The sequence below is a fragment of the Thermus sp. FJN-A genome (assembly GCF_054655095.1).
Window position 1 is genome coordinate 1 of record NZ_BAAHSC010000164.1, and the last position, 17,987, is coordinate 17,987.

The 17,987-nt window shown below is 67.1% G+C and carries 16 protein-coding genes and 2 pseudogenes; 14 read left to right on the forward strand and 4 right to left on the reverse strand.

Annotation, left to right across the window (positions count from 1 at the left end; genetic code table 11):
* The 6 genes and pseudogenes from ACYQ0J_RS01565 to ACYQ0J_RS01590 form a co-directional block, all read left to right on the forward strand.
* Positions 1-221, forward strand: a pseudogene (locus ACYQ0J_RS01565) (peptide ABC transporter ATP-binding protein); the annotation flags it as partial.
* 192 nt (positions 222-413) lie between these two features.
* Positions 414-1,466: an ABC transporter substrate-binding protein gene (locus ACYQ0J_RS01570; protein WP_460170437.1), complete on the forward strand. Its 1,053-nt coding sequence runs from the start codon at positions 414-416 to the stop codon at positions 1,464-1,466.
* A gap of 9 nt (positions 1,467-1,475) precedes the next feature.
* Positions 1,476-3,173, forward strand: coding sequence for an ABC transporter permease (locus tag ACYQ0J_RS01575; RefSeq protein ID WP_460170438.1), 1,698 nt, complete (start codon positions 1,476-1,478; stop codon positions 3,171-3,173).
* Between the two features lie 51 nt (positions 3,174-3,224).
* Positions 3,225-4,301, forward strand: coding sequence for an ABC transporter ATP-binding protein (locus ACYQ0J_RS01580; RefSeq protein ID WP_460170439.1), 1,077 nt, complete (start codon positions 3,225-3,227; stop codon positions 4,299-4,301).
* Positions 4,302-4,310: 9 nt separating this feature from the next.
* Positions 4,311-5,645 carry a sensor histidine kinase gene (locus ACYQ0J_RS01585; RefSeq protein WP_460170440.1) on the forward strand — a complete coding sequence of 445 codons (1,335 nt, stop codon included), beginning with the start codon at positions 4,311-4,313 and terminating at the stop codon, positions 5,643-5,645.
* Entirely contained in the window at positions 5,603-6,277 is a 675-nt protein-coding gene (locus tag ACYQ0J_RS01590) for a response regulator (protein ID WP_460170441.1), read from the forward strand. Before ACYQ0J_RS01585 ends, ACYQ0J_RS01590 begins: the two co-directional genes overlap by 43 nt.
* A gap of 581 nt (positions 6,278-6,858) precedes the next feature.
* On the opposite strand, the gene ACYQ0J_RS01595 is transcribed toward ACYQ0J_RS01590, so the two are convergent.
* A complete protein-coding gene (locus tag ACYQ0J_RS01595; protein WP_460170442.1) occupies positions 6,859-7,293 on the reverse strand; it encodes an NUDIX hydrolase in 435 nt (144 codons plus the stop codon).
* A 59-nt stretch (positions 7,294-7,352) separates the two neighbouring features.
* Here ACYQ0J_RS01595 and ACYQ0J_RS01600 point away from each other — a divergent pair.
* Both ACYQ0J_RS01600 and ACYQ0J_RS01605 read left to right on the forward strand, forming a co-directional pair.
* Positions 7,353-8,284: pseudogene (locus ACYQ0J_RS01600) on the forward strand (transposase).
* A 58-nt stretch (positions 8,285-8,342) separates the two neighbouring features.
* The gene (locus ACYQ0J_RS01605) at positions 8,343-8,819 is read left to right on the forward strand and encodes a DinB family protein (RefSeq protein ID WP_460170443.1); all 477 of its coding nucleotides are present in this window, start codon (positions 8,343-8,345) and stop codon (positions 8,817-8,819) included.
* 203 nt (positions 8,820-9,022) lie between these two features.
* On the opposite strand, the gene ACYQ0J_RS01610 is transcribed toward ACYQ0J_RS01605, so the two are convergent.
* Positions 9,023-9,544 (reverse strand): chromate transporter, encoded by a 522-nt coding sequence (locus ACYQ0J_RS01610; protein WP_460170444.1) that lies wholly within the window; start codon positions 9,542-9,544, stop codon positions 9,023-9,025.
* Positions 9,541-10,080 carry a chromate transporter gene (locus ACYQ0J_RS01615; protein ID WP_460170445.1) on the reverse strand — a complete coding sequence of 180 codons (540 nt, stop codon included), beginning with the start codon at positions 10,078-10,080 and terminating at the stop codon, positions 9,541-9,543. The genes ACYQ0J_RS01610 and ACYQ0J_RS01615 overlap by 4 nt, the downstream gene beginning before the upstream one ends.
* Positions 10,081-10,274: 194 nt before the next feature.
* On the opposite strand from ACYQ0J_RS01615, the gene ACYQ0J_RS01620 reads away from it, so the two are divergent.
* The 6 genes from ACYQ0J_RS01620 to ACYQ0J_RS01645 are packed head-to-tail and all read left to right on the forward strand — an operon-like array spanning position 10,275 to position 16,545.
* Positions 10,275-11,291 (forward strand): LacI family DNA-binding transcriptional regulator, encoded by a 1,017-nt coding sequence (locus tag ACYQ0J_RS01620; RefSeq protein ID WP_460170446.1) that lies wholly within the window; start codon positions 10,275-10,277, stop codon positions 11,289-11,291.
* A 40-nt stretch (positions 11,292-11,331) separates the two neighbouring features.
* Positions 11,332-12,594 (forward strand): ABC transporter substrate-binding protein, encoded by a 1,263-nt coding sequence (locus ACYQ0J_RS01625; protein WP_460170447.1) that lies wholly within the window; start codon positions 11,332-11,334, stop codon positions 12,592-12,594.
* Positions 12,595-12,597: 3 nt separating this feature from the next.
* Positions 12,598-13,446 (forward strand): carbohydrate ABC transporter permease, encoded by an 849-nt coding sequence (locus ACYQ0J_RS01630; RefSeq protein WP_460170448.1) that lies wholly within the window; start codon positions 12,598-12,600, stop codon positions 13,444-13,446.
* Positions 13,443-14,246 (forward strand): carbohydrate ABC transporter permease, encoded by an 804-nt coding sequence (locus ACYQ0J_RS01635; protein ID WP_460170449.1) that lies wholly within the window; start codon positions 13,443-13,445, stop codon positions 14,244-14,246. Before ACYQ0J_RS01630 ends, ACYQ0J_RS01635 begins: the two co-directional genes overlap by 4 nt.
* Before the next feature lie 9 nt (positions 14,247-14,255).
* Entirely contained in the window at positions 14,256-15,311 is a 1,056-nt protein-coding gene (locus ACYQ0J_RS01640) for an ABC transporter ATP-binding protein (protein WP_460170450.1), read from the forward strand.
* Positions 15,304-16,545: an MGH1-like glycoside hydrolase domain-containing protein gene (locus ACYQ0J_RS01645; protein WP_460170451.1), complete on the forward strand. Its 1,242-nt coding sequence runs from the start codon at positions 15,304-15,306 to the stop codon at positions 16,543-16,545. Before ACYQ0J_RS01640 ends, ACYQ0J_RS01645 begins: the two co-directional genes overlap by 8 nt.
* Here the strand turns inward: ACYQ0J_RS01645 and ACYQ0J_RS01650 are convergent.
* On the reverse strand, positions 16,534-17,970 hold the full coding sequence (locus tag ACYQ0J_RS01650) for an NAD-dependent succinate-semialdehyde dehydrogenase (RefSeq protein ID WP_460170452.1): 1,437 nt from the start codon (positions 17,968-17,970) through the stop codon (positions 16,534-16,536). The genes ACYQ0J_RS01645 and ACYQ0J_RS01650 overlap by 12 nt on opposite strands.
* Between the last annotated feature and the right edge of the window lie 17 nt (positions 17,971-17,987).

A 17,987-nucleotide genomic window follows, 5' to 3' on the forward strand; every position in this document is an offset into this window, starting at 1 on the left:
AGATGGTGGGGGAGGTGTTGGACGTGATGCGGGACCTGGCGCGTGGGGGCATGACCATGCTGGTGGTGACCCACGAGATGGGGTTTGCCCGGGAGGTGGCGGACCGGGTGATCTTCATGGACGGGGGGCAGATCGTGGAGGAGGGGAGGCCGGGGGAGATCTTCACCGCCCCCAAGGAGGAGCGCACCCGGAGCTTCCTGCAACGGGTGCTCCACCACTAGCACCATGCCCGCACGTGGGTGGGTCTAAGGGCGTCCTTTTACCGGGCTTCCCCAGGCGGAGCAGGTTGGTTTCCACCGTCACGAGAGAGAAAAAAACGAAGATAACCTTGCCGGCAGGGAAAGCCTGCCCTTAAACTCTTCCTTGCCCGACAGGGGAGGTTGGAGACCATGCGGCACGGAATCCTTTGGTTTATGGCTTTGGTGGCGGCTTTAGGCCTGGCCCAGCAGTCCCGGCCCGCCTCGGACCCGCAGGTGGTGGAGGCGGCGCGCCGGGAAGGGCGCCTCATCATCTACTCCTCCACGGACCAATCGAGCGCCCAGGCCCTCTTGGACGACTTCCGGAAGCTCTACCCTTTTATTCAGATTGAATACAATGATTTGGGCACGCAGGCCATCTACGATCGTTTCGTGAGCGAGAGCGCAGCCGGTGCCCGGAGTGCAGACCTCCTTTGGTCCAGCGCCATGGAGCTCCAGGTGAAGTTGGCGAGCGAGGGCTACGCCTTGCCCTACGACTCCCCCGAGGCCAAGAATTGGCCCGCCAACGGCCGGCTGGAGAACCTGGCCTACGGCACCACGCTGGAGCCCGCGGTGGTGGTCTACAACAAGCGCTTCCTCAAGCCCGAGGAGGTCCCCACCACCCGGGAAGGCCTTGTGCGGCTCCTCCAGGAGCCCAGGATGCGGGGGAGGGTGGCCACCTGGGATCCGGAGCGAAGCGCCGTGGGCTTCACCTTCCTCAAGGCGGAATACGACCGCTTCCCCGCCTTCCAAGACCTAGCCCGGGCCTTCGGCCGCGCCCAGGCAGCCCTCTACTCCTCCACCGGGGCCGCTTTCGAGAAGGTGATCTCGGGGGAGCACTACCTGGCCTACGGCTTCTTCGGCTCCTATGCCCTCCTCCGACAGCGCACGGTGAAGGACCTGGGGATCGTCTACCTCACCGACGGCACCGTGGCCATTCAGCGCGTGGCCTTTATCAACAAGCGGGCTACCCATCCCAACGCGGCCAAGCTCTTCCTGGATTACCTCCTCTCCCTCCGCGGGCAGAACCTCATGGCCTACACGGCGCTCATTTTCGCCCGCAGGGAAACGGTGGTGGGGGAGGCCACGCCGCAGGCGCTTTACAAGGCCGTGGGCGGAAAGGATAAGGTGCACGCGCTCCCGGTGTCCCCGGAGATCCTCAAGAACCTGGACCCGGCGGAGCGGATGCGCTTCCTTACCTTCTGGCGCCAGGCCGTCCGGGGGCAGTAGGGGAGCGGGATGGTCCGCCGGACCTCGGCCACTCCTTCGGCGCTTGGGCCCCTCGCCCTCCTCGCCGGGGCGGTGGGGCTTTTGGTCCTCGCCCCCATCGGGATTTTGATCTATCAGAGCCTGCTCACGGCTCCTTTCTTCGCGCCCGTCAAGCGGCTTGCCCTCGAGGCCTACGGCTACGTCCTCCACGACCCTTACTTCTTTGAAGCCTTAAAGAACTCCTTCCTGATCGGTGTGGGCATGGTCCTCATCGCCGTGCCCTTGGGAAGCCTCTTCGCTTTTCTCGTTACCAAAACGGATCTCCCCTTCGCCCGGCTCTTCGAGCTCTTGCTCCTCGCCCCCATCTTCATCTCCGCCATTATCCTGGGCGTTGGCTTCATCGTGGCCTTCGGGCCCTCGGGGGTGGTCTCCGGGTGGGTGGAGTCCCTGCTTGGCCGGGTTCCCTGGACCATCTATACGCTTCCCGCCATCGCCGTCATCGCCGGCCTCACCCACGTGCCCTATGTCTACCTCTACGTGGCCAGCACCATTCAAAACGTGGACGCCTCCCTGGAGGAGGCCGCCCGGGTGGCGGGGGCGAGGCCCTACCAGGTGGCCCTTTCCGTAACCCTGCCCCTGGTGCGCCCGGCTTTGGTATACAGCGCCGCCCTCATGCTCCTCTTGGGTTTTGAGCTCTTCGGCCTCCCCCTGGTCCTAGGGGACGCCAAGGGGATCATGGTGGTCACCACCTATCTCTACCGCCTCACCGCCATCACCGGAACCTCCGCCTACCACCTGATGGCGGCGGTAAGCGTCCACATCGTGGTCATCGCCTTCACCTTGGTCCTTCTCCAGCGCTACCTGGTGGGGCGGATGGAGGGGCGATACGTGGCCATTGGAGCCCGGGGATACCGCACGGAAAGGCTTCCCCTGGGGCGGCTCCGGTACGTGTGGGCCTTGGTCCTGGCGGCTTACCTCCTCGTGGCCGTGATCCTGCCAGTCTTGGGGGTGGTCTTCCGCAGCCTGGTCACCAGCTGGGGGCCCGGGGTGGAGCTCCGGGAGGTCTTGACCCTAGGGCACTACGCGGAGGTCTTCAAGCTCCCCAACCTGAGCCGGGCGGTGACCAACACCCTGTTGGTGGCCACCTTCGGCGGGGCTGTGGCCCTGGCCTTTTACCTCCTCATCGCCCTGGGGATTCAGCGCGGCGGGGGTTTTGGCCGGGTCTTGGACTACCTCACAGGCCTGCCCCGGGCGGTGCCCGGCCTCATCATGGGGCTTGCCTTCCTCTGGATCTTTCTCTTCTTCAAACCCATCACCCCCTGGCGCAACACCCTCCTCGCCCTGGTCCTGGCTTACACCGTGGTCTGGATGCCCTACGGGGTTAGGCTCCTCACGGCGGCCCTAGTTCAGGTAGGTCGGGAAGTGGAGGAAGCGGCCCGCATCGCGGGGGCCTCGCCGGTGAAGGCCTTCCTGCACGGCGCCTTGCCCCTCTTGCGGGGAGGGATCCTCACCGCCTGGTTCTTGCTTTTCATCCAGTTTGTCCGGGAGTACTCCACCGGCGTCTACCTCCTCACGGCGGGCACGGAGGTCTTGGGGGCTCAGATCGTGGCCCTATGGGGCACGGGGGCGGTGGACGTGATCGCCGCCTTGGCCACGCTCCAAGTCGTCATCGTAAGCGGGGTCTTCCTCTTAGCCAACCGGCTTGGGGTGCGGCCCCAGGGGCTTTAGGGAGGGAGCGTGTGGGGTTGGACCTACCCAACGCCTAGCAGGGAAGAAGCCATGGAAAAGGCCCAGGTGGAAGCGTTGCTGGTGGAGGCCCTCGAGGTGCGCCTGGGCGAGAACCCGGTGCTGAAGGGCGTGGATTTGGAGGTGTTCCCGGGGGAGATCGTGGCCCTCTTGGGGCCCTCGGGCTCGGGAAAGACCACCCTGCTTCGGGCGGTCGCCGGGCTTGTGCGGCCCACCGGGGGCCGAATCCGCTTGGGCAGGGAGGTGTTTTTCGACGGGGACAAAGGGGCGTTCCTGCCCCCGGAGCGGCGGAGTCTAGGCTTGGTGTTTCAGTCCTACGCCCTTTGGCCCCACCGCACCGTTTACGAGAACGTGGCCTACGGCCTAAGGCTTCGGCGGGTGCCGGAAAGGGAGGTGAGGGAACGGGTGCTTGGGCTTCTGGACCGCCTGGGGCTTACGGGGTTGGAGCGGCGCTACCCCGGGGCCCTTTCCGGGGGCCAGCAGCAACGGGTTTCCCTGGCCCGGGCTTTGGCCTACGACCCCAAGCTCCTCCTTTTGGACGAGCCCCTTTCCAATCTGGACGCCAAGCTCCGGGACCAGGCCCGGGTCTGGCTTAGGGAAACCCTGAAGGCCACGGGCAAGGCGGCCCTTTTCGTGACCCACGACCAGGCCGAGGCCATGGCCATGGCCGACCGCATCGCCCTCCTGAACGAGGGGCGGATGGAACAGGTGGGCACCCCCGAGGAACTCTACCGAAACCCCAGGACCCTCTTCGTGGCCGACTTCCTCGGTAACCCGAATGTGGTAGAGGCCCTGGTGGTGGCCCTGGAAGGGGAGCTGGCCCACTTGGAGCTCGCGGGCTACCCCCTGAGGGCCCGGGCCATGGGAGCCCTGAGCCCCGGGCGGCTGGCCAAGCTGGTTCTCCGCCCCGAAACCTTGCGGCCCGCGGGGCCCGGGGAGGTGAACGTGGTGGAAGGGGAGGTCGCCCACAGCCTCTACCTGGGGGGGCACTACGAGCACTGGGTGCGGGTGGGAGAGGCCCTCCTGCGCTTCCTAAGCTCGGTCCCGGTCCGGGAGGCGCGCCTGCAGCTCGCCGTGGACCTCGAGGCCGCCCTCGCTTACCCCGCTTAAGGCCGCATAATGCGGCTTGTGGCGCGGGCGCTTTTCCTGCCCTTGGCGTTTCTGGCCCTTGGGCTTTGGGCGGGACATGCCCTCGAGGCCAACCGCCACCTCATGGCCCTGGCCCTGGAGGAGGTTAGGGCCCGGGTGGAAATGGCGGCACGGCTCCCCGACCCCCAGGCCATCGCCGTCCTGGGGGTGCGCTCCACGCCAAAACCCCGGGCGGCGGCCCCCCTTTTCGGGGAGGCGGAGGCAAGGGTGGTGGTAGGGCCCACGGGGTTTTCGGCTTGGGCGGCGCGCCCCTGGCCCGGGGGGGCCTTGGAGGCGGTGCGGGTCTATCCCTTCTTCTTCCCTTCCCTGCTATGGCCCCTCCTTCTCGCTCTGGGGACCTGGTTTTGGGCCCAAGCCCGCGCGGAGGGGGCCCTCCGCCGGGCCCTCGGCGCACCTTTTGGAGAGGGGAAGGAACGCCTCGAGGCTCTGACGGCGGCTTTTACGGCCCTAGAGGAGGGGGTCATGGTGCTGAAGGGCGAAGACGTGGTCCTTTGGAACCCCAAGGCCTTGGCCCTCCTGGGCCTCCCCTCAGGGGCCTTGCCTCCCCTTCCCCTAAAGCGGGTCTGGCCGGCGCTCGCGGGCCACCCGGAAGGGGGTGAGCCCTACCTTCCCCTTCCCACGGGACGCCCTGCCCGGGTCCGCCTCTGGGGAAGGGGGGCCTACCGCACGGTCGTCCTCCAGGAGCAAGCAGAACTCCTGCGCCTGGCGGAGGAGCTGACCCAGAGCCGCCGCCACCTGGAGGTTCTCCGGGCCCAGGCCCATGAGTTCCAGAATCTTCTCCACGCGGTAGGAGGGCTTTTGGAGCTGGGGCAGGTGGAGGAGGCCCTGAGGCTGGTACAGGGGGAGCTTGCCGCCGAAAAGGAGCTGGAAACCCTCCTCCAGGGGGTGGAGGTCCCCCTGGTGGCCGCTTTGCTTTTGGGAAAGCTCCGCCGGGCCCAAGAGCTAGGACTGGCCTTCCGCCTGGAAGGGAGGCTTCCCGCCCGCTACGCTCCCTTACGGGAGAGCCTGGCCAGCGCCCTGGGCCATCTCCTAGAAAACGCGCTGGAGGCGGCCCAGCGTGAGGTGCGCCTCCGCTTCGCCGAGGGGGAGGAGGGGCTAAGGGTGGAAGTTTGGGACGATGGCCCGGGCCTCGCCGAGGGGATGGAGGCCCTCTTCCTCCCTGGGGCCAGCGGCCGCGGCGCGGGGCGGGGGTACGGCCTCGCCCTGGCCCGGGCCCAGGTGCGGGCCTTGGGAGGCGAGGTGGGCTACCATAGGAAGGAAGGATGGACGGTCTTCTGGCTACGCCTCCCCGGGCGCTCATCGTAGAGGACGACCGCCGGGTGGCGGTCCTCCACCGGGCTTTTTTGGAGGCCGAGGGCCTCCTGGTGCTGGAGGTAGCAAGGAGCCTCCGGGAAGCCTGGGCCGCCTTGGCCGCTCCACCGAAAGGGGAAGGGGTAGAGGAGGGCTTCGACTTGGTGCTTTTGGACCTCTACCTCCCCGATGGCCACGGCCTGGACCTCCTCCCCGCCCTGGAGGGGGTCTATACCATCGTCATCACCGCCGCCAAGGACGTGCCCACGGTGGAACGCGCCCTTCTGGGCGGAGCCATGGACTATCTGGTGAAGCCCTTCGGCCGCACCCGGTTCCGAGAGGCCCTGGCCCGGTTCCGGGCCTTCCGGAGCCTGAAGGCCAAAGGGGAGGTCTCCCAAGCGGACGTAGACCGCCTCCTCGGGCGCCGCTTAGCTCCCAAGGGCCTGGATCCCTTAACCCTGGACCGCATCCTCCGCCTCCTGGAGCAAGGGGGAACCTTTTCTGCAGAGGATGTGGCTCAGGCGCTGGGCCTTTCCCGGGTCACCGCCTGGCGCTATCTGGAGGCGCTTCGCCAGGAAGGACGGGTGCGGGCCGAACTCCGCTACGGGGGAACGGGAAGGCCCTCGAGGGCCTATCAGCTGGATTAGTCCCCTGGCCCTTCTGGCCCGCGGAGGTGTGGTGAATCACGGCGTAGCCCGAACTAGGCCCGGCTGGGCCTGCGGCTAGGCGCAACGGGCCTCCACCTTCCCCCAAAGCTCCCTCTCCGAGCCCACCCCCCGTTGACCACCACCGTGTCCACCCAAGGCCACGTCACGCGAAGCATGACTTGCCCGCCTTCACAGGTTGAAGCTTGGGAAAGTAGGGTTGCTTTCCCGTCAGGAAAGCAAAAGGACCAGAACCACCCCCCCGGGGGAAGGCCTCCCGAGAAGGTGGGTCTGGGGGAGAGCCGCTTGCGGGGAGGGAGCAAGCCCCTCCTTCCCACCAGGGGGTGAACCCGCTCCTCCCCCACCCCGTTGCTTCCCCGTCAAGGAAACGCTTTGAGGAGGGACTCCACCCCGTGAGCCCGGCAGGCTTCGGCCACGGTCCTTTGACCCGACAAGACCTCCAGCACGATCCTCTTTTCCTTTGCCGACCGCCCGCGCATCTTGTTTCCCCTTCAGACTACACCCCTAGCCTCTCTCTTGGGGTGGTCCAAATTCGGGGCAGCACTTCAGTTCCACCCCCGGGTTCAGAGCCGTAAGTGGTCGCGCACTGCCGCCCACGTGCGCCGGTTGGATTCCCAGTACAGCTCCGCCTCCACCGCGGAGATGGGCACCCACCTCCAGCCGTCGTGCTCCTCCGGGGCGATCCGAATGGTGGCTTCAGGAGTCTCCACCCAATACAGATTCTTGCGAATGACCTGGTGCGGGAGCTCAAACTCCCAGTGGCCAGGAATCTGGCGGACATCCTCAGCCCGGACCCTCAGGGACGTCTCTTCATAAATCTCCCGGACGCAAGCCTCCCGCGAGGTCTCGCCTTCCTCTATTCCGCCCGTAATGGGCTGCCAGAAACCGGTTGGAATGTCAGGGCTCGCCGCCACGTGCAAGAGGAGCACGGCATCCTCCGCATCCACCATGCGGCGGATTATCCAGCATTCCACGCTGTTCTTGACGGGTTTATCCACCAACCGAAGTATAACCCAAATTGCCACCTACCCCAGGAGCTGAAAAAATAGTGGCCGCTATGCTGTCGCGTGTCATAGCGGCCTGCAAGCTACGCCCTTCGGGCGTGACTTGCATTGTAGACGATGCTCTCCAAGCCCTGGGCCACAAGGATGACCCCCAAGCCAAAACGCCCGCATCCGCCATCCACAAGATGTTTCCCTGACGGGAAAGCAACACCCTGGCCGTCCCCGCCGCCCTGGAGTTCGGCGGCAAGCACAACAAGGCCCTGGCCCTCGCCAAAGACCTCGGGCTCTTCAGCCACGTCCCCTCCCCAAGCCGCTTCAACCGCAGGCTCCATGCCCTCCATCCCCTTCTTTTGCCCCTCCTCCACCTCCTGGCTCAGGTCTGGAAGCACCTCCACCAGGCCCAGGCGTATGCCCTAGACACCTTCCCCCTCCCCGCCTGCGAGAACATCCGCGCCCCCCGCTCCAGGCTCTTCCCGGGCAAGGCCTACCGGGGCTTCATCCCCAGCAAGCGGGTCTACTTCCACGGCCTCAAGCTCCACCTCCTGGTGGACGACGGGAAGTTCGTCCACGAGGTGAACCTGACCCCGGGGAGCTTGCACGACCTCGCTTCCCTTCTCCTCCTGCCCCTGGACCTTCCCGAGGGGGCGGAGCTCTACCTGGATCGGGGGTACGAGAGCCATCTGTATGAGGACTTGCTCAGGGAGGCGCAGGGGATCGTTCCCATGGTCATCCGCAGGAGGAACAGCCGGCGGTATCTCCCTTGGATGCAGTACCTGGCCATCGTGGGGCGTCGGGTGGTGGAAACGGTGGGGGGGATGCACAAGATAGCCCCTACGGGGCTGACACATAGCCCCTTCCCCAGGCGCATCCACGTCGTGACCCGGCGTCAGCCCCGAAGGGGCTACCTTGGGGCTTCGTCATCAAGGTCCTCACCTTTGTCCTGGCCCACAACCTCAACCTCCTGGCCCAGAAGATGGCTGGGTAGCAACTTGGGTTACACTTAACAGGCGAGGCGTGGGATTACCCTCAACCGTAGGTGAGGAATGCTTAAGGACCGTTGCTCTCGCTGGCTGGCCTACGAGCGCTATTGCGCCAGGGTAGTCGTGGAGGCCCTGCGGAGCGTGCCGGAAAGCCGCAAGCTGGAGCCCTCGTATCAGCGGGCCATCACCTTGTTGGGGCACATAGCCGCCGCCCTCGAGGTCTGGCTTGCGCGGGTGGAAGAGAGACAGGCTCTGGTTGAGTTGCACCCAGCCGACCTGTCCCTCGAAGAAGTGGATCATCGCCTTGGCGAGGTCCTTGACCGATGGGAACGCCTCCTTGCGCAGTTGAATCCCGAGGAGCTGGAAGGGACGGTGCACTACCAGACGACTTCTGGGGCTTGGTACGACAACACGCTTGAAGAGATCATCACGCACCTGTTCGGCCATGGGGCATATCATCGCGGGCAGATAGCGCTTCTCGTTCGGCAGTCGGGCGGGCAACCTGCGGCAACCGATTTCATCGGGTGGCTGCGGTCCTGAATTGCCTTGGCGTGATGGATAGGGGCACGCCCACCGGCAATTCGGGTGAGGGAGATATCGCGGCCCTCGAGGCTCTGGTGGCCACCGAACCTCTTGTTCAGGCGCCCCGATGCTTTGGTCGGAGTGCCGGCACCTGATCCTGGGGTGGGGCATAAGGGTCCCTTTTCACGCGATTGTTTCCGTCCCCCACCGATCGTCCAGCCTCAGCGCGACCAGGTAAACACCAGGCCAAGGACACCTCCCGCCAGCATGATCGCGAGGATGTTGGCGCCTCGGTAAAGTAGCAGCGTTGCCAGCCCCATAAGCGCCAAGCCCCACAGGCTCTCAAGCCCCAGCTCAATGAGCACCAGCAGCGTGCTGGCCGAGAGGCCCACGCCCACCGGAACCAGCGCCTTGCGCAGAGCCCGACTCCAGCGGGCACGGGCCATCCACTCCCAGCCGCGCACCAGCAGGATGGCTCCCGTGGCCCCCGGCAGGAACATCCCCAGCGCGGCAGCCACGGCTCCAACCGGCCCGCACGCGCTGAGACCGTAGAACACCACCGCCAGCATGTTCGGCCCCGGCACGAACTGGCCCATCGCGAAGCCGTCGGCGAATTGCTGGGGCGAGACCCAGCCCTTGGCGATGAGGACCCGGGCCATCTCGGGCAGGTTGGCCATGCCCCCGCCAAAGCTCACGAGCCCCAGGCGCAGGAAGGTGAAGAAAACCTCAATCTCTTTGCTCACTCGGCCTCCTGCCAGTACAGGGCCACCCCCACCGGCATGGTCAGGAGCAACACCAAGGGCAATGACCAGTGCAGCAGGCCATAGGTCACGAACACCGCTAACGCCAGCAGGATAGCCTTAAGCGAGTCCAGCCCCACCCTGACCTGGCGCAGTAGGGTCGCCAAGACCAGGCCGATGGCCACCGCCGCCACCCCGCTCAAAGCCCCTTCGGCGCCCGAGCCCGGTTGGGCCCCGAAGCGAAAGTAGGCCAGGCCGAGCAGCAGCATCAGGCTCGCGCCCGGCAACAACACCCCCGCCAGAGCCACCCACCCGCCCACCACCCCGCCCAGCCGCGCCCCCAGGTGGGCCGCCAGGTTGGCAAAGACGGGCCCTGGCAGCACGCGGCACACGGCGGTGGTTTCCAGGAACTCCCGCTCGCTTAGCCAGCCCCGCCGCACCACCATGAGCTCGTAGATGTGGGCAGTCCCTCCGCCGCCGAAAGCGGTAATGCCGATATACAAGAAGGCCATGAAGAGCTGAGATAGGGGTACGCGCATGCTGGAAGGAGAATACTCCCCTCAGACCTGCCGATTCCAGCCCTTCAGTTGGAGCTCATCGCCTACGGCCTTCGGGTCCTTCTCTCCCTCCTCCCGGGCACAAGGCTATTTTTTAGGCAAGCCCTGAGGTCCTTGACACCCCAAAGGGGGATGGCTATGATAGCGGTAGGTTCCAAATCGTTTTGGGAGGCGTGATGAAGCTTAAGGACTTGGCCAAGCACCTAGGCCTCTCCCCCACCACCGTTTCCCGCGCCCTGGCAGGGTACCCCGACGTGAACCCGGAGACACGGCGCCGGGTCCAGTTGGCGGCCAAGGAACTGGGGTACCGGCCTTCTCCCATAGCCCGGCGGCTCCGCAAGGGGGTCACGGAAGCGGTGGGGGTGGTCATCCCGGCCCCGCGAGGGCAACTGGCAGACCCCTTCTTCCTGGAGCTCCTAACGGGCCTCGGGGAGGGCTTGGCCCAGGCTGGCCTCGAGCTTCTCGTGGCCACCAGCCCCCCAGGGCCGGAAGAGTTGGCCACGTACCGCCGCCTGGTGGAAGAGAGGCGAGTAGACGCCCTGATCGTGGCCCGCACCTACTTCCACGACGAAAGAATACTCTACCTTTTGGAAAAGGATTTCCCCTTTGTGGCGCATGGGCGAAGCGACGGAATCGGCAACGCCTTCCCCTTCCTTGACCTAGACGGCACCCTGGGGTTCTTCCGGGCCACCCAGCACCTCCTCGAGATGGGGCACAAACGGGTGGCCTTCGTGGCGGCTCCCATGGAGTACAACTTCTCCCGCCACCGGCTAGAGGGGTATCTCTGGGCCCTCCGGGAGGTGGGCCTGGAACCCTTGGCGGGCTACATCCAGCAGGGGGATCTCACGGAAGAGGGGGGCTTCCGGGCGGCCCAGGCCCTCCTATCCCTTCCTCTCCCCCCTACGGCAATCCTGGCCGCCACGGACCGCATGGCCTGGGGGGTTCTCCACGCCCTCAAGAAACGGGGCCTGCGCCCCGGGGTGGACGTCTCGGTGATCGGCTACGACGACCTACCCTTTAGCCGCCACACCGATCCGCCTCTTTCCACCCTCCGCCAGCCCTTCCGGGAAGAAGGGCGCAGGCTGGTGGAGTTGCTTCTGCACCGCCTCCAGGGCAAGCCCCTAGCCTCTTTGCAGGAGATCTGGGTGCCGGAGTTGGTCTTGAGGGGCACGGACGGACCGGCCCCTTGCTGACCCCCAAGCCGGGGGGGCAGACCCGGCGAAAGGAGGCCGTATGCGGTGGTTTTTGGCGGTGCTCGCCCTCCATGGTCTGGCCTTGGGGCAAGGAAGCGTCCTCTTCCTTTCCACCCAGCTCAGGCCCCTGGAGGAGGCGCAGAAGATGCGCCAGGTCATCCTAAAGGACTTCCCGGGTCGGGTGGAGTTCCTGCCGGAGGAAACGGCGATCTTCACGGACCGGGTCCTGGCCGAAACCCGAGCGGGAAGGGTCACGGTAAGCCTTTTGGGAGGGCTTCACGGCGACTTCCCGCCCCTCCTGAAGGCTCAAGCCCTGGACCCCGTGGACGACGTGCTGGGCAGGCTCCAGGGGCGGCGCTTCCCCAGGACGTTCCTCGAGCTGGCCAAGCTGGGGACCAACCAAACCTACTACGTCCCCTGGATGCAGGCCACCTACATCATGGTGGCCCACCGGGAAGCCCTGCGCTACCTGCCCCCCAGGGCCGACTTAAACACCCTCACCTACTCCCAGCTTCAGGAATGGGCCGCTAACGTGCAACGGGCCACGGGCCGGCGTCTCCTCGGCTTCCCCGCGGGCCCCCGTGGGTTGCTCCACCGCTTCTTCCAGGGTTACCTGTACCCCTCGTTCACGGGAAGCGCGGTAACCCGGTACCGTAGCCCGGAGGCCGAAGGGATGTGGCGGGAATTCCGGGAGCTCTGGCGCTTCGTGGCTCCCCAGTCCACCGCCTACGACTTCATGCAGGAGCCCCTCCTGGCCGGCGAGGTGTGGATCGCCTGGGACCACACCGCCAGGCTTCTGGACGCCTTGCGACAAAGACCCCAGGACTTCGTGGCCTTCCCCGCCCCCATCGGCCCCAAGGGCAGAGGGTTCATGCCGGTGCTGGCGGGGCTGGCCGTGCCCAAAGGGGCTCCCAACCGGGAAGGGGCTTCCGCCCTCATAGAGTACCTCACCCGGCCGGCGGTGCAGATCACCACCCTCCGGGAGGTGGGCTTCTTCCCGGTGGTGGAGGTGTCCCTGCCCCAGGACCTCCCCCAAGGAATCCGCCTGGTGGCCGAGGCCATCCAGCGCCAAGCCTCGGGAAGCGCCGCCCTCCCCAGCCTCCTCCCCGTGGGGCTTGGAGCCAAGGGCGGGGAGTTCAACAAGGTTTACCTGGACACCTTCAACCGCATCGTCCTCCGGGGCGAGGACATCCGCCGCGTCCTGGACCAGGAGGCGGGCAACCTGAGGCGCATCCTCCAGGAGACGGGCGCCCCTTGCTGGGCCCCGGACCCCCCGAGCGCAGGCCCTTGCCCCGTGGAGTAAACCGTGCGCCGGGAGGCCCTCACCCCCTACCTGCTGATCCTGCCCGCCACCCTCTTCCTCGCCGTTCTCTTCCTCCTGCCCGTCCTCGAGGCCCTGGTCCTCTCCCTCCAAGGGGGAGGGGGCTGGAGCCTCGAGGCCTACCGGCGCATGGCCCAGGACCTGTACTTTCGCGATGCCCTCAGGAACACCCTTCTCCTCACCGCCGTCATCGTTCCCCTCCAGACCGCCCTGGCCCTGGCCATGGCCCTTCTTCTGCAAGGGCTATCCCGCGGCAAGGACCTCTTCCTCTACCTCTGGACCATCCCCCTGGGCATCTCCGACCTGGCGGCGGGGATCCTCTGGCTGGCCATTTTCACGGACCGCGGCTACCTCAACAGCTTTCTCCAGTCCCTCGGCCTGCTGGAAGGCCCCCGCCTGTGGCTGAGCTACGAGACCCCCTTGAGCCTTTTCCTGGCGGTGGTGGTGGCCGAGGTGTGGCGGGCGACCCCCTTGGTCTTCGTGATCCTGGTGGCCGGGCTCCAGCTCGTCCCCAGGGAGTACGGGGAGGCGGCCGAGGTCTTCGGGGCCACCCCTTGGCGCCGCTTCGTCAAGGTCACCCTTCCCCTTCTCAAGCCCAGCCTGCAAACCGCCCTCATCCTGCGGACCATCCTGGCCTTTGAGGTCTTCGCCGTGGTCTTCGCCCTGGGGGGGAGGAACCTCCCGGTGCTCGCGGGGGAGGCCTACTACTGGTACACCGCCTACCAGAACCCCCACGTGGCCTCGGCCTATGCGGTCCTCATCCTGGGGATCTCCTTCCTGGCCACCCTGGGTTACTTGCGCCTTCTGCGGGTACGCCCCGGGGAGGTGGCATGAGGCCCTTCCGCTTACCCCTTTACCTGCTCGCCTCCCTCCTCGCCCTCTGGGTGCTCCTCCCCCTCTACCTGCTGGCGGTCTTGGCCCTTTCCGAGCGCAGCGCGGTCTTCGCCTACCCCAAGCCCCTGTACCCCGACCCCCCTACCTTGGAAATCCTCCGCCGCTTTCTGGAGGTGCCCGGGGTTAGCAGGGCCTTCCTCAACAGCTTCTTGGTGGCCCTGATCACCATGCTTCTCGCCCTCCTCCTGGGAGCGCCCGCGGGGTACGCCCTGGCCCGGTACCGCTTCCCGGGCGCCGACGCCTTCCGCCTCCTCGTCCTCCTAACCCGGGCCTTCCCCTTGGCCATCCTCGCCATTCCCCTGGCGGTACGCTTCATCCGCTGGGGCCTCTACGACACCCCCCTGGGGGTGGCCCTGGTCCACACCGCCCTGGCCCTCCCCTTTGCGGTGCTGGTGACCTACAGCCTCTTCACCGCCATACCCAAGGAGCTGGAGGAGGCCGCCTGGACCTTGGGGTGCACCAAGACCCAGGCCTTCTTGAAGGTGGTCCTTCCCTTGGCCCTTCCGGGCCTGGCCGCCACGGGGATCTTCGCCTTCATCGTCTCCTGGAACGAGGTCTTCGCGGCCACCCTGCTGACCCTAAGGGAGAGGACCCTCACCGCCCTGCTGCTCACCCTGTTGCACGAGTCCCCCCTTTACTTCCGCTTCGCCGGGGGGTTTTTCCTGGTGATCCCCGCCCTGGTCTTCATCTTCCTGGTGCGGCGCAGGCTCCTCGCCCTATGGGGCGTGATGAACCGCTGAGGAGGCATCATGGCTGGAATCCGGGTGCGAGCCATTGAGAAGCGCTTCGGGGCCACCCAGGTCCTCAAGGGTGTGGACCTGGAGGTGGCCGAGGGGGAGGTGCTGGTCCTCCTCGGCCCCTCCGGTTGCGGGAAAACCACCCTCCTCCGGGTGATCGCCGGCCTGGAGTGGCCGGACCGGGGCCAGGTCTTCCTGGGGGACAAGGAGGTAACCCACCTGCCCCCCCGGGCTCGAGGCCTGGCCATGGTCTTCCAAAACTACGCCGTCTTCCCCCACCTCACCGTATACGAGAACGTGGCCTTCGGCCTCAGGATGCGCAAGGTTCCCCAGGAGGAGGTGAGAAGGCGGGTGGAGCAGGTGGCGGCCCTTCTCAGGATCCAAGAGCTTCTTCCCCGATACCCGGCCCAGCTCTCCGGGGGCCAGCGGCAACGGGTAGCCGTGGCCCGGGCCCTGGCGGTGGAGCCCCAGGTCCTCCTCATGGACGAGCCCCTTTCCAACCTGGACGCCCTGCTCCGCTTGGAGCTCCGGGCCGAACTCAAGGCCTTGGTCAAGCGGCTCGGCATGACGACCCTCTACGTGACCCACGACCAGGTGGAGGCCATGGGCCTCGCCGACCGCATCGCCGTGATGCAGGGCGGGGAGATCCTCCAGCAGGGGCCTCCCCTGGAGGTTTACCGCAATCCCGCCCACGTCTTTGTGGCCAGCTTCCTGGGCCACCCCCCCATGAACCTCCTCCGCCTCCGGGTAGAAGGGGAGGGGATCCGCCTCGGCGGGCGGCCCCTTCCCCCCGTGGGGGAGGTCCTCGTGGGCATAAGGCCCGAGGACCTCGAGGTCCTCCCCCCAGGCCACCCCGAGGCCTTCCCTGCCGTGGTGCAGGTGGTGGAGCCCTTGGGGCCCCACCAACTGGTCACCCTGGAGGCCTTCGGAAACCCCCTGAAGGCCACCCTGCCCCCCGAGCCCGCGTGGCAACCGGGTGAGGAAGTCTGGCTCCGGGCCCACCCGGAGCGTCTCCGCTTCTTTGATCCCGCCACCGGCAGGGCCCTCAAGGAGGTCCCCCATGCTTGAGGCCGCGCGCACCCTCCTTCGCCAGAACGACCGCGGGGGATACACCATCCCGGCCGAGGGGCTCTATCCCTTCCAGTGGCTTTGGGATAGCGGCTTTACCGCCCTGGGCTGGGCCACCTTTGCTCCGGAGCGGGCCTGGCTGGAGCTCAAGACCCTTTTCCTCGGCCAGTGGGAAAACGGCTTCCTGCCCCACATCGTGTTCCATCGGGAGGCCCCGAGCTACTTCCCCGGGCCGGAGGTCTGGGGGGTGGACCGCAGGCCGCAAACCTCCGGCCTGACCCAGCCTCCCTTCCTCGCTCCCGTGGTCCTCCACCTCCTGGCCGCGGACCCCGACAGGCCTCGAGCCCTGGAAGAGGCTCGAGGGCTTTACCCCAAACTCCTCGCCTTCCACCGCTTCCTCCACCACCACCGTGACCCCCAAGGGACCGGGCTCGTGGCCGTGCTCCACCCCTGGGAAACGGGGATGGACAACAGCCCCGCCTGGGACCTGGCCCTGGCCCAGGTCCCCCAAGGCCCCCTCCCCCCCTTCCGCCGCCGGGACTTGGAGCACGTACCGCCCAGTGAGCGCCCCCGGGCGGAGGATTACCGCCGTTACCTGTACCTGCTCCTCCACTACCGCAAGCTAGGGTACGACCCGGAAGCCTCCTACAGGGAGGCCCCCTTCCTGGTGGCGGACGTGGGGTTCAACGCCCTCCTCCTCTACGGGGACGAAGCCCTAATGCGCTTGGCCCAGGCTCTGGGAGAGGATCCCCAGGAGCCCGGAGCCTGGTTGGAACGGGGCCTGAAAGCTTTGGAAAGCCTGTGGGACGAGGGGGCCGGCCTCTACCGATCCTGGGATCTGCGCCGAGGGGAAGCCATCGCCCAGGATACCGCCTCGGGGCTCCTACCCCTTCTCCTACCCCTTCCCCAGGCGCGTGTGGTCAGGCTCCACCAGAAGATGGCGCACTTCACCCAGGGAGCACGCCACCTCCTGCCCACCGTACCCCCCCGTGACCCCGCCTTCGAGGCCCGCCGCTACTGGCGGGGCCCCGTTTGGGCCCCCGTGAACTACCTCCTGGCCCAGGGGTTCAGGCGCCACGGGCTGGAGAGGGAAGCCCATCTCCTGGAGAGCCATCTCCTGGAGCTGGTGGAAGGGCAGGGGTTCCGGGAGTACTACGATCCCCTCACCGGGGAAGGGCTGGGGGGCCGGGGTTTCTCCTGGACGGCCGCCCTTTACCTCGCCCTAAAGGCCTAGGGACACGTACTTTACCTCCAGGTACTCCCGTAGCCCCCACTTCCCCCCCTCCCGGCCCAGGCCTGACCGCTTCACCCCCCCGAAGGGGGCCTGGGGGGTGGAGGGCACCCCGTCGTTCACCCCCACGATTCCGTACGCCAAGGCCTCCGCCACCCGGAAGGCCCGGGAGAGGTCCCGGGTAAACACGTAGGCGGCAAGCCCCACCGGGAAGCCGTTCGCCCACCGCACCGCCTCCGCCTCCTCCCGGAAGACGGTGAGGGGGGCCACTGGCCCAAAGGTCTCCTCCCGGAAAAGGAGGCTTTCCGGCCTCACGTCCAAAAGCACCGTGGGAGCGAAGTAAAGCCCCTTGGCCGCCCCGCCCGCCACGAGCCTGGCCCCGCGGCCCAGGGCGTCCTCCACGTGGGCCCGCACCTTCCCAAGGGCCGCCTCGTTCACCAGGGGGCCGATGTCCGTCTCCTCGGAAAGGGGGTCCCCCACCTTGAGGGTCTGGACCCTCCGGGCATAGGCCTCGGCGAAGGCCTCCGCGATGGGGGCCTCCACGAAGATGCGGTTCGCCGCCACGCAGGACTCCCCGGCGTTGCGGAACTTGGCCCTTAAGGTCTCCTCCACCACCCGCTCCAAATCCGCGTCGGCGAAGACCAAAACGGGGGCCCCGCCCCCAAGCTCCAGGGAAACCCGCTTCAAGGTCTTGGCCGCCTGCTCGTAGAGCCTCACCCCCACCTCGGTGCTCCCGGTGAAGGTGAGCTTGCGGATCCTCTCGTCCTCCAGGAAGGGCCGGGAGACCTCGGCGGGCCTGGAGGTGGGCAGCACCTGGAAGACCCCAGGAGGCCCCCCCGCCTCCAGGAAGAGCTTGGCCAGGTAGAGGGCCGTAAGCGGGCTTTCCTCCGCGGGCTTCAGAACGAAGGTGCACCCCGCCGCCAAGGCCGGGGCCACCTTGCGCGTCACCATGGCCGCGGGAAAGTTCCAGGGGGTGATGCCGTAGACCGGCCCCACGGGCTCGTAGCGCACCAGGATCCGCTTGTGAGGGAACTGGGAGGGCACCATTTCCCCGTAGATGCGCTTGGCCTCCTCCGCGTACCACTCCACAAACCCCGCGGCGTAGGCCACCTCTCCCCTTCCCTCCTTGAGGGGCTTCCCCATCTCCAGGGCCATGAGCCGGGCGAGGGGCTCCTTGTGCTCCAGGATGCGCTCGTACCAGCGCCTCAGAACCTGGGCCCTCTCGTAGGCCGTGGCCCGGCTCCAGGCGGGGAAGGCCGAGACCGCCTCCTCCAAAGCCTCCCGCGCCTCCTCCTCCCCGCAGTCCGCGACCTCCGCCACCACCTCCCCCGTGGCCGGGGAGACCACGGGAAACCTCCGCTCCAGGCGCCGCCACACCCCCCCGATCAGGGCCTCCGTGGGCACCGCCATCCCCAGCACCTCCGCCATGGCCACCTCCTGCCTTC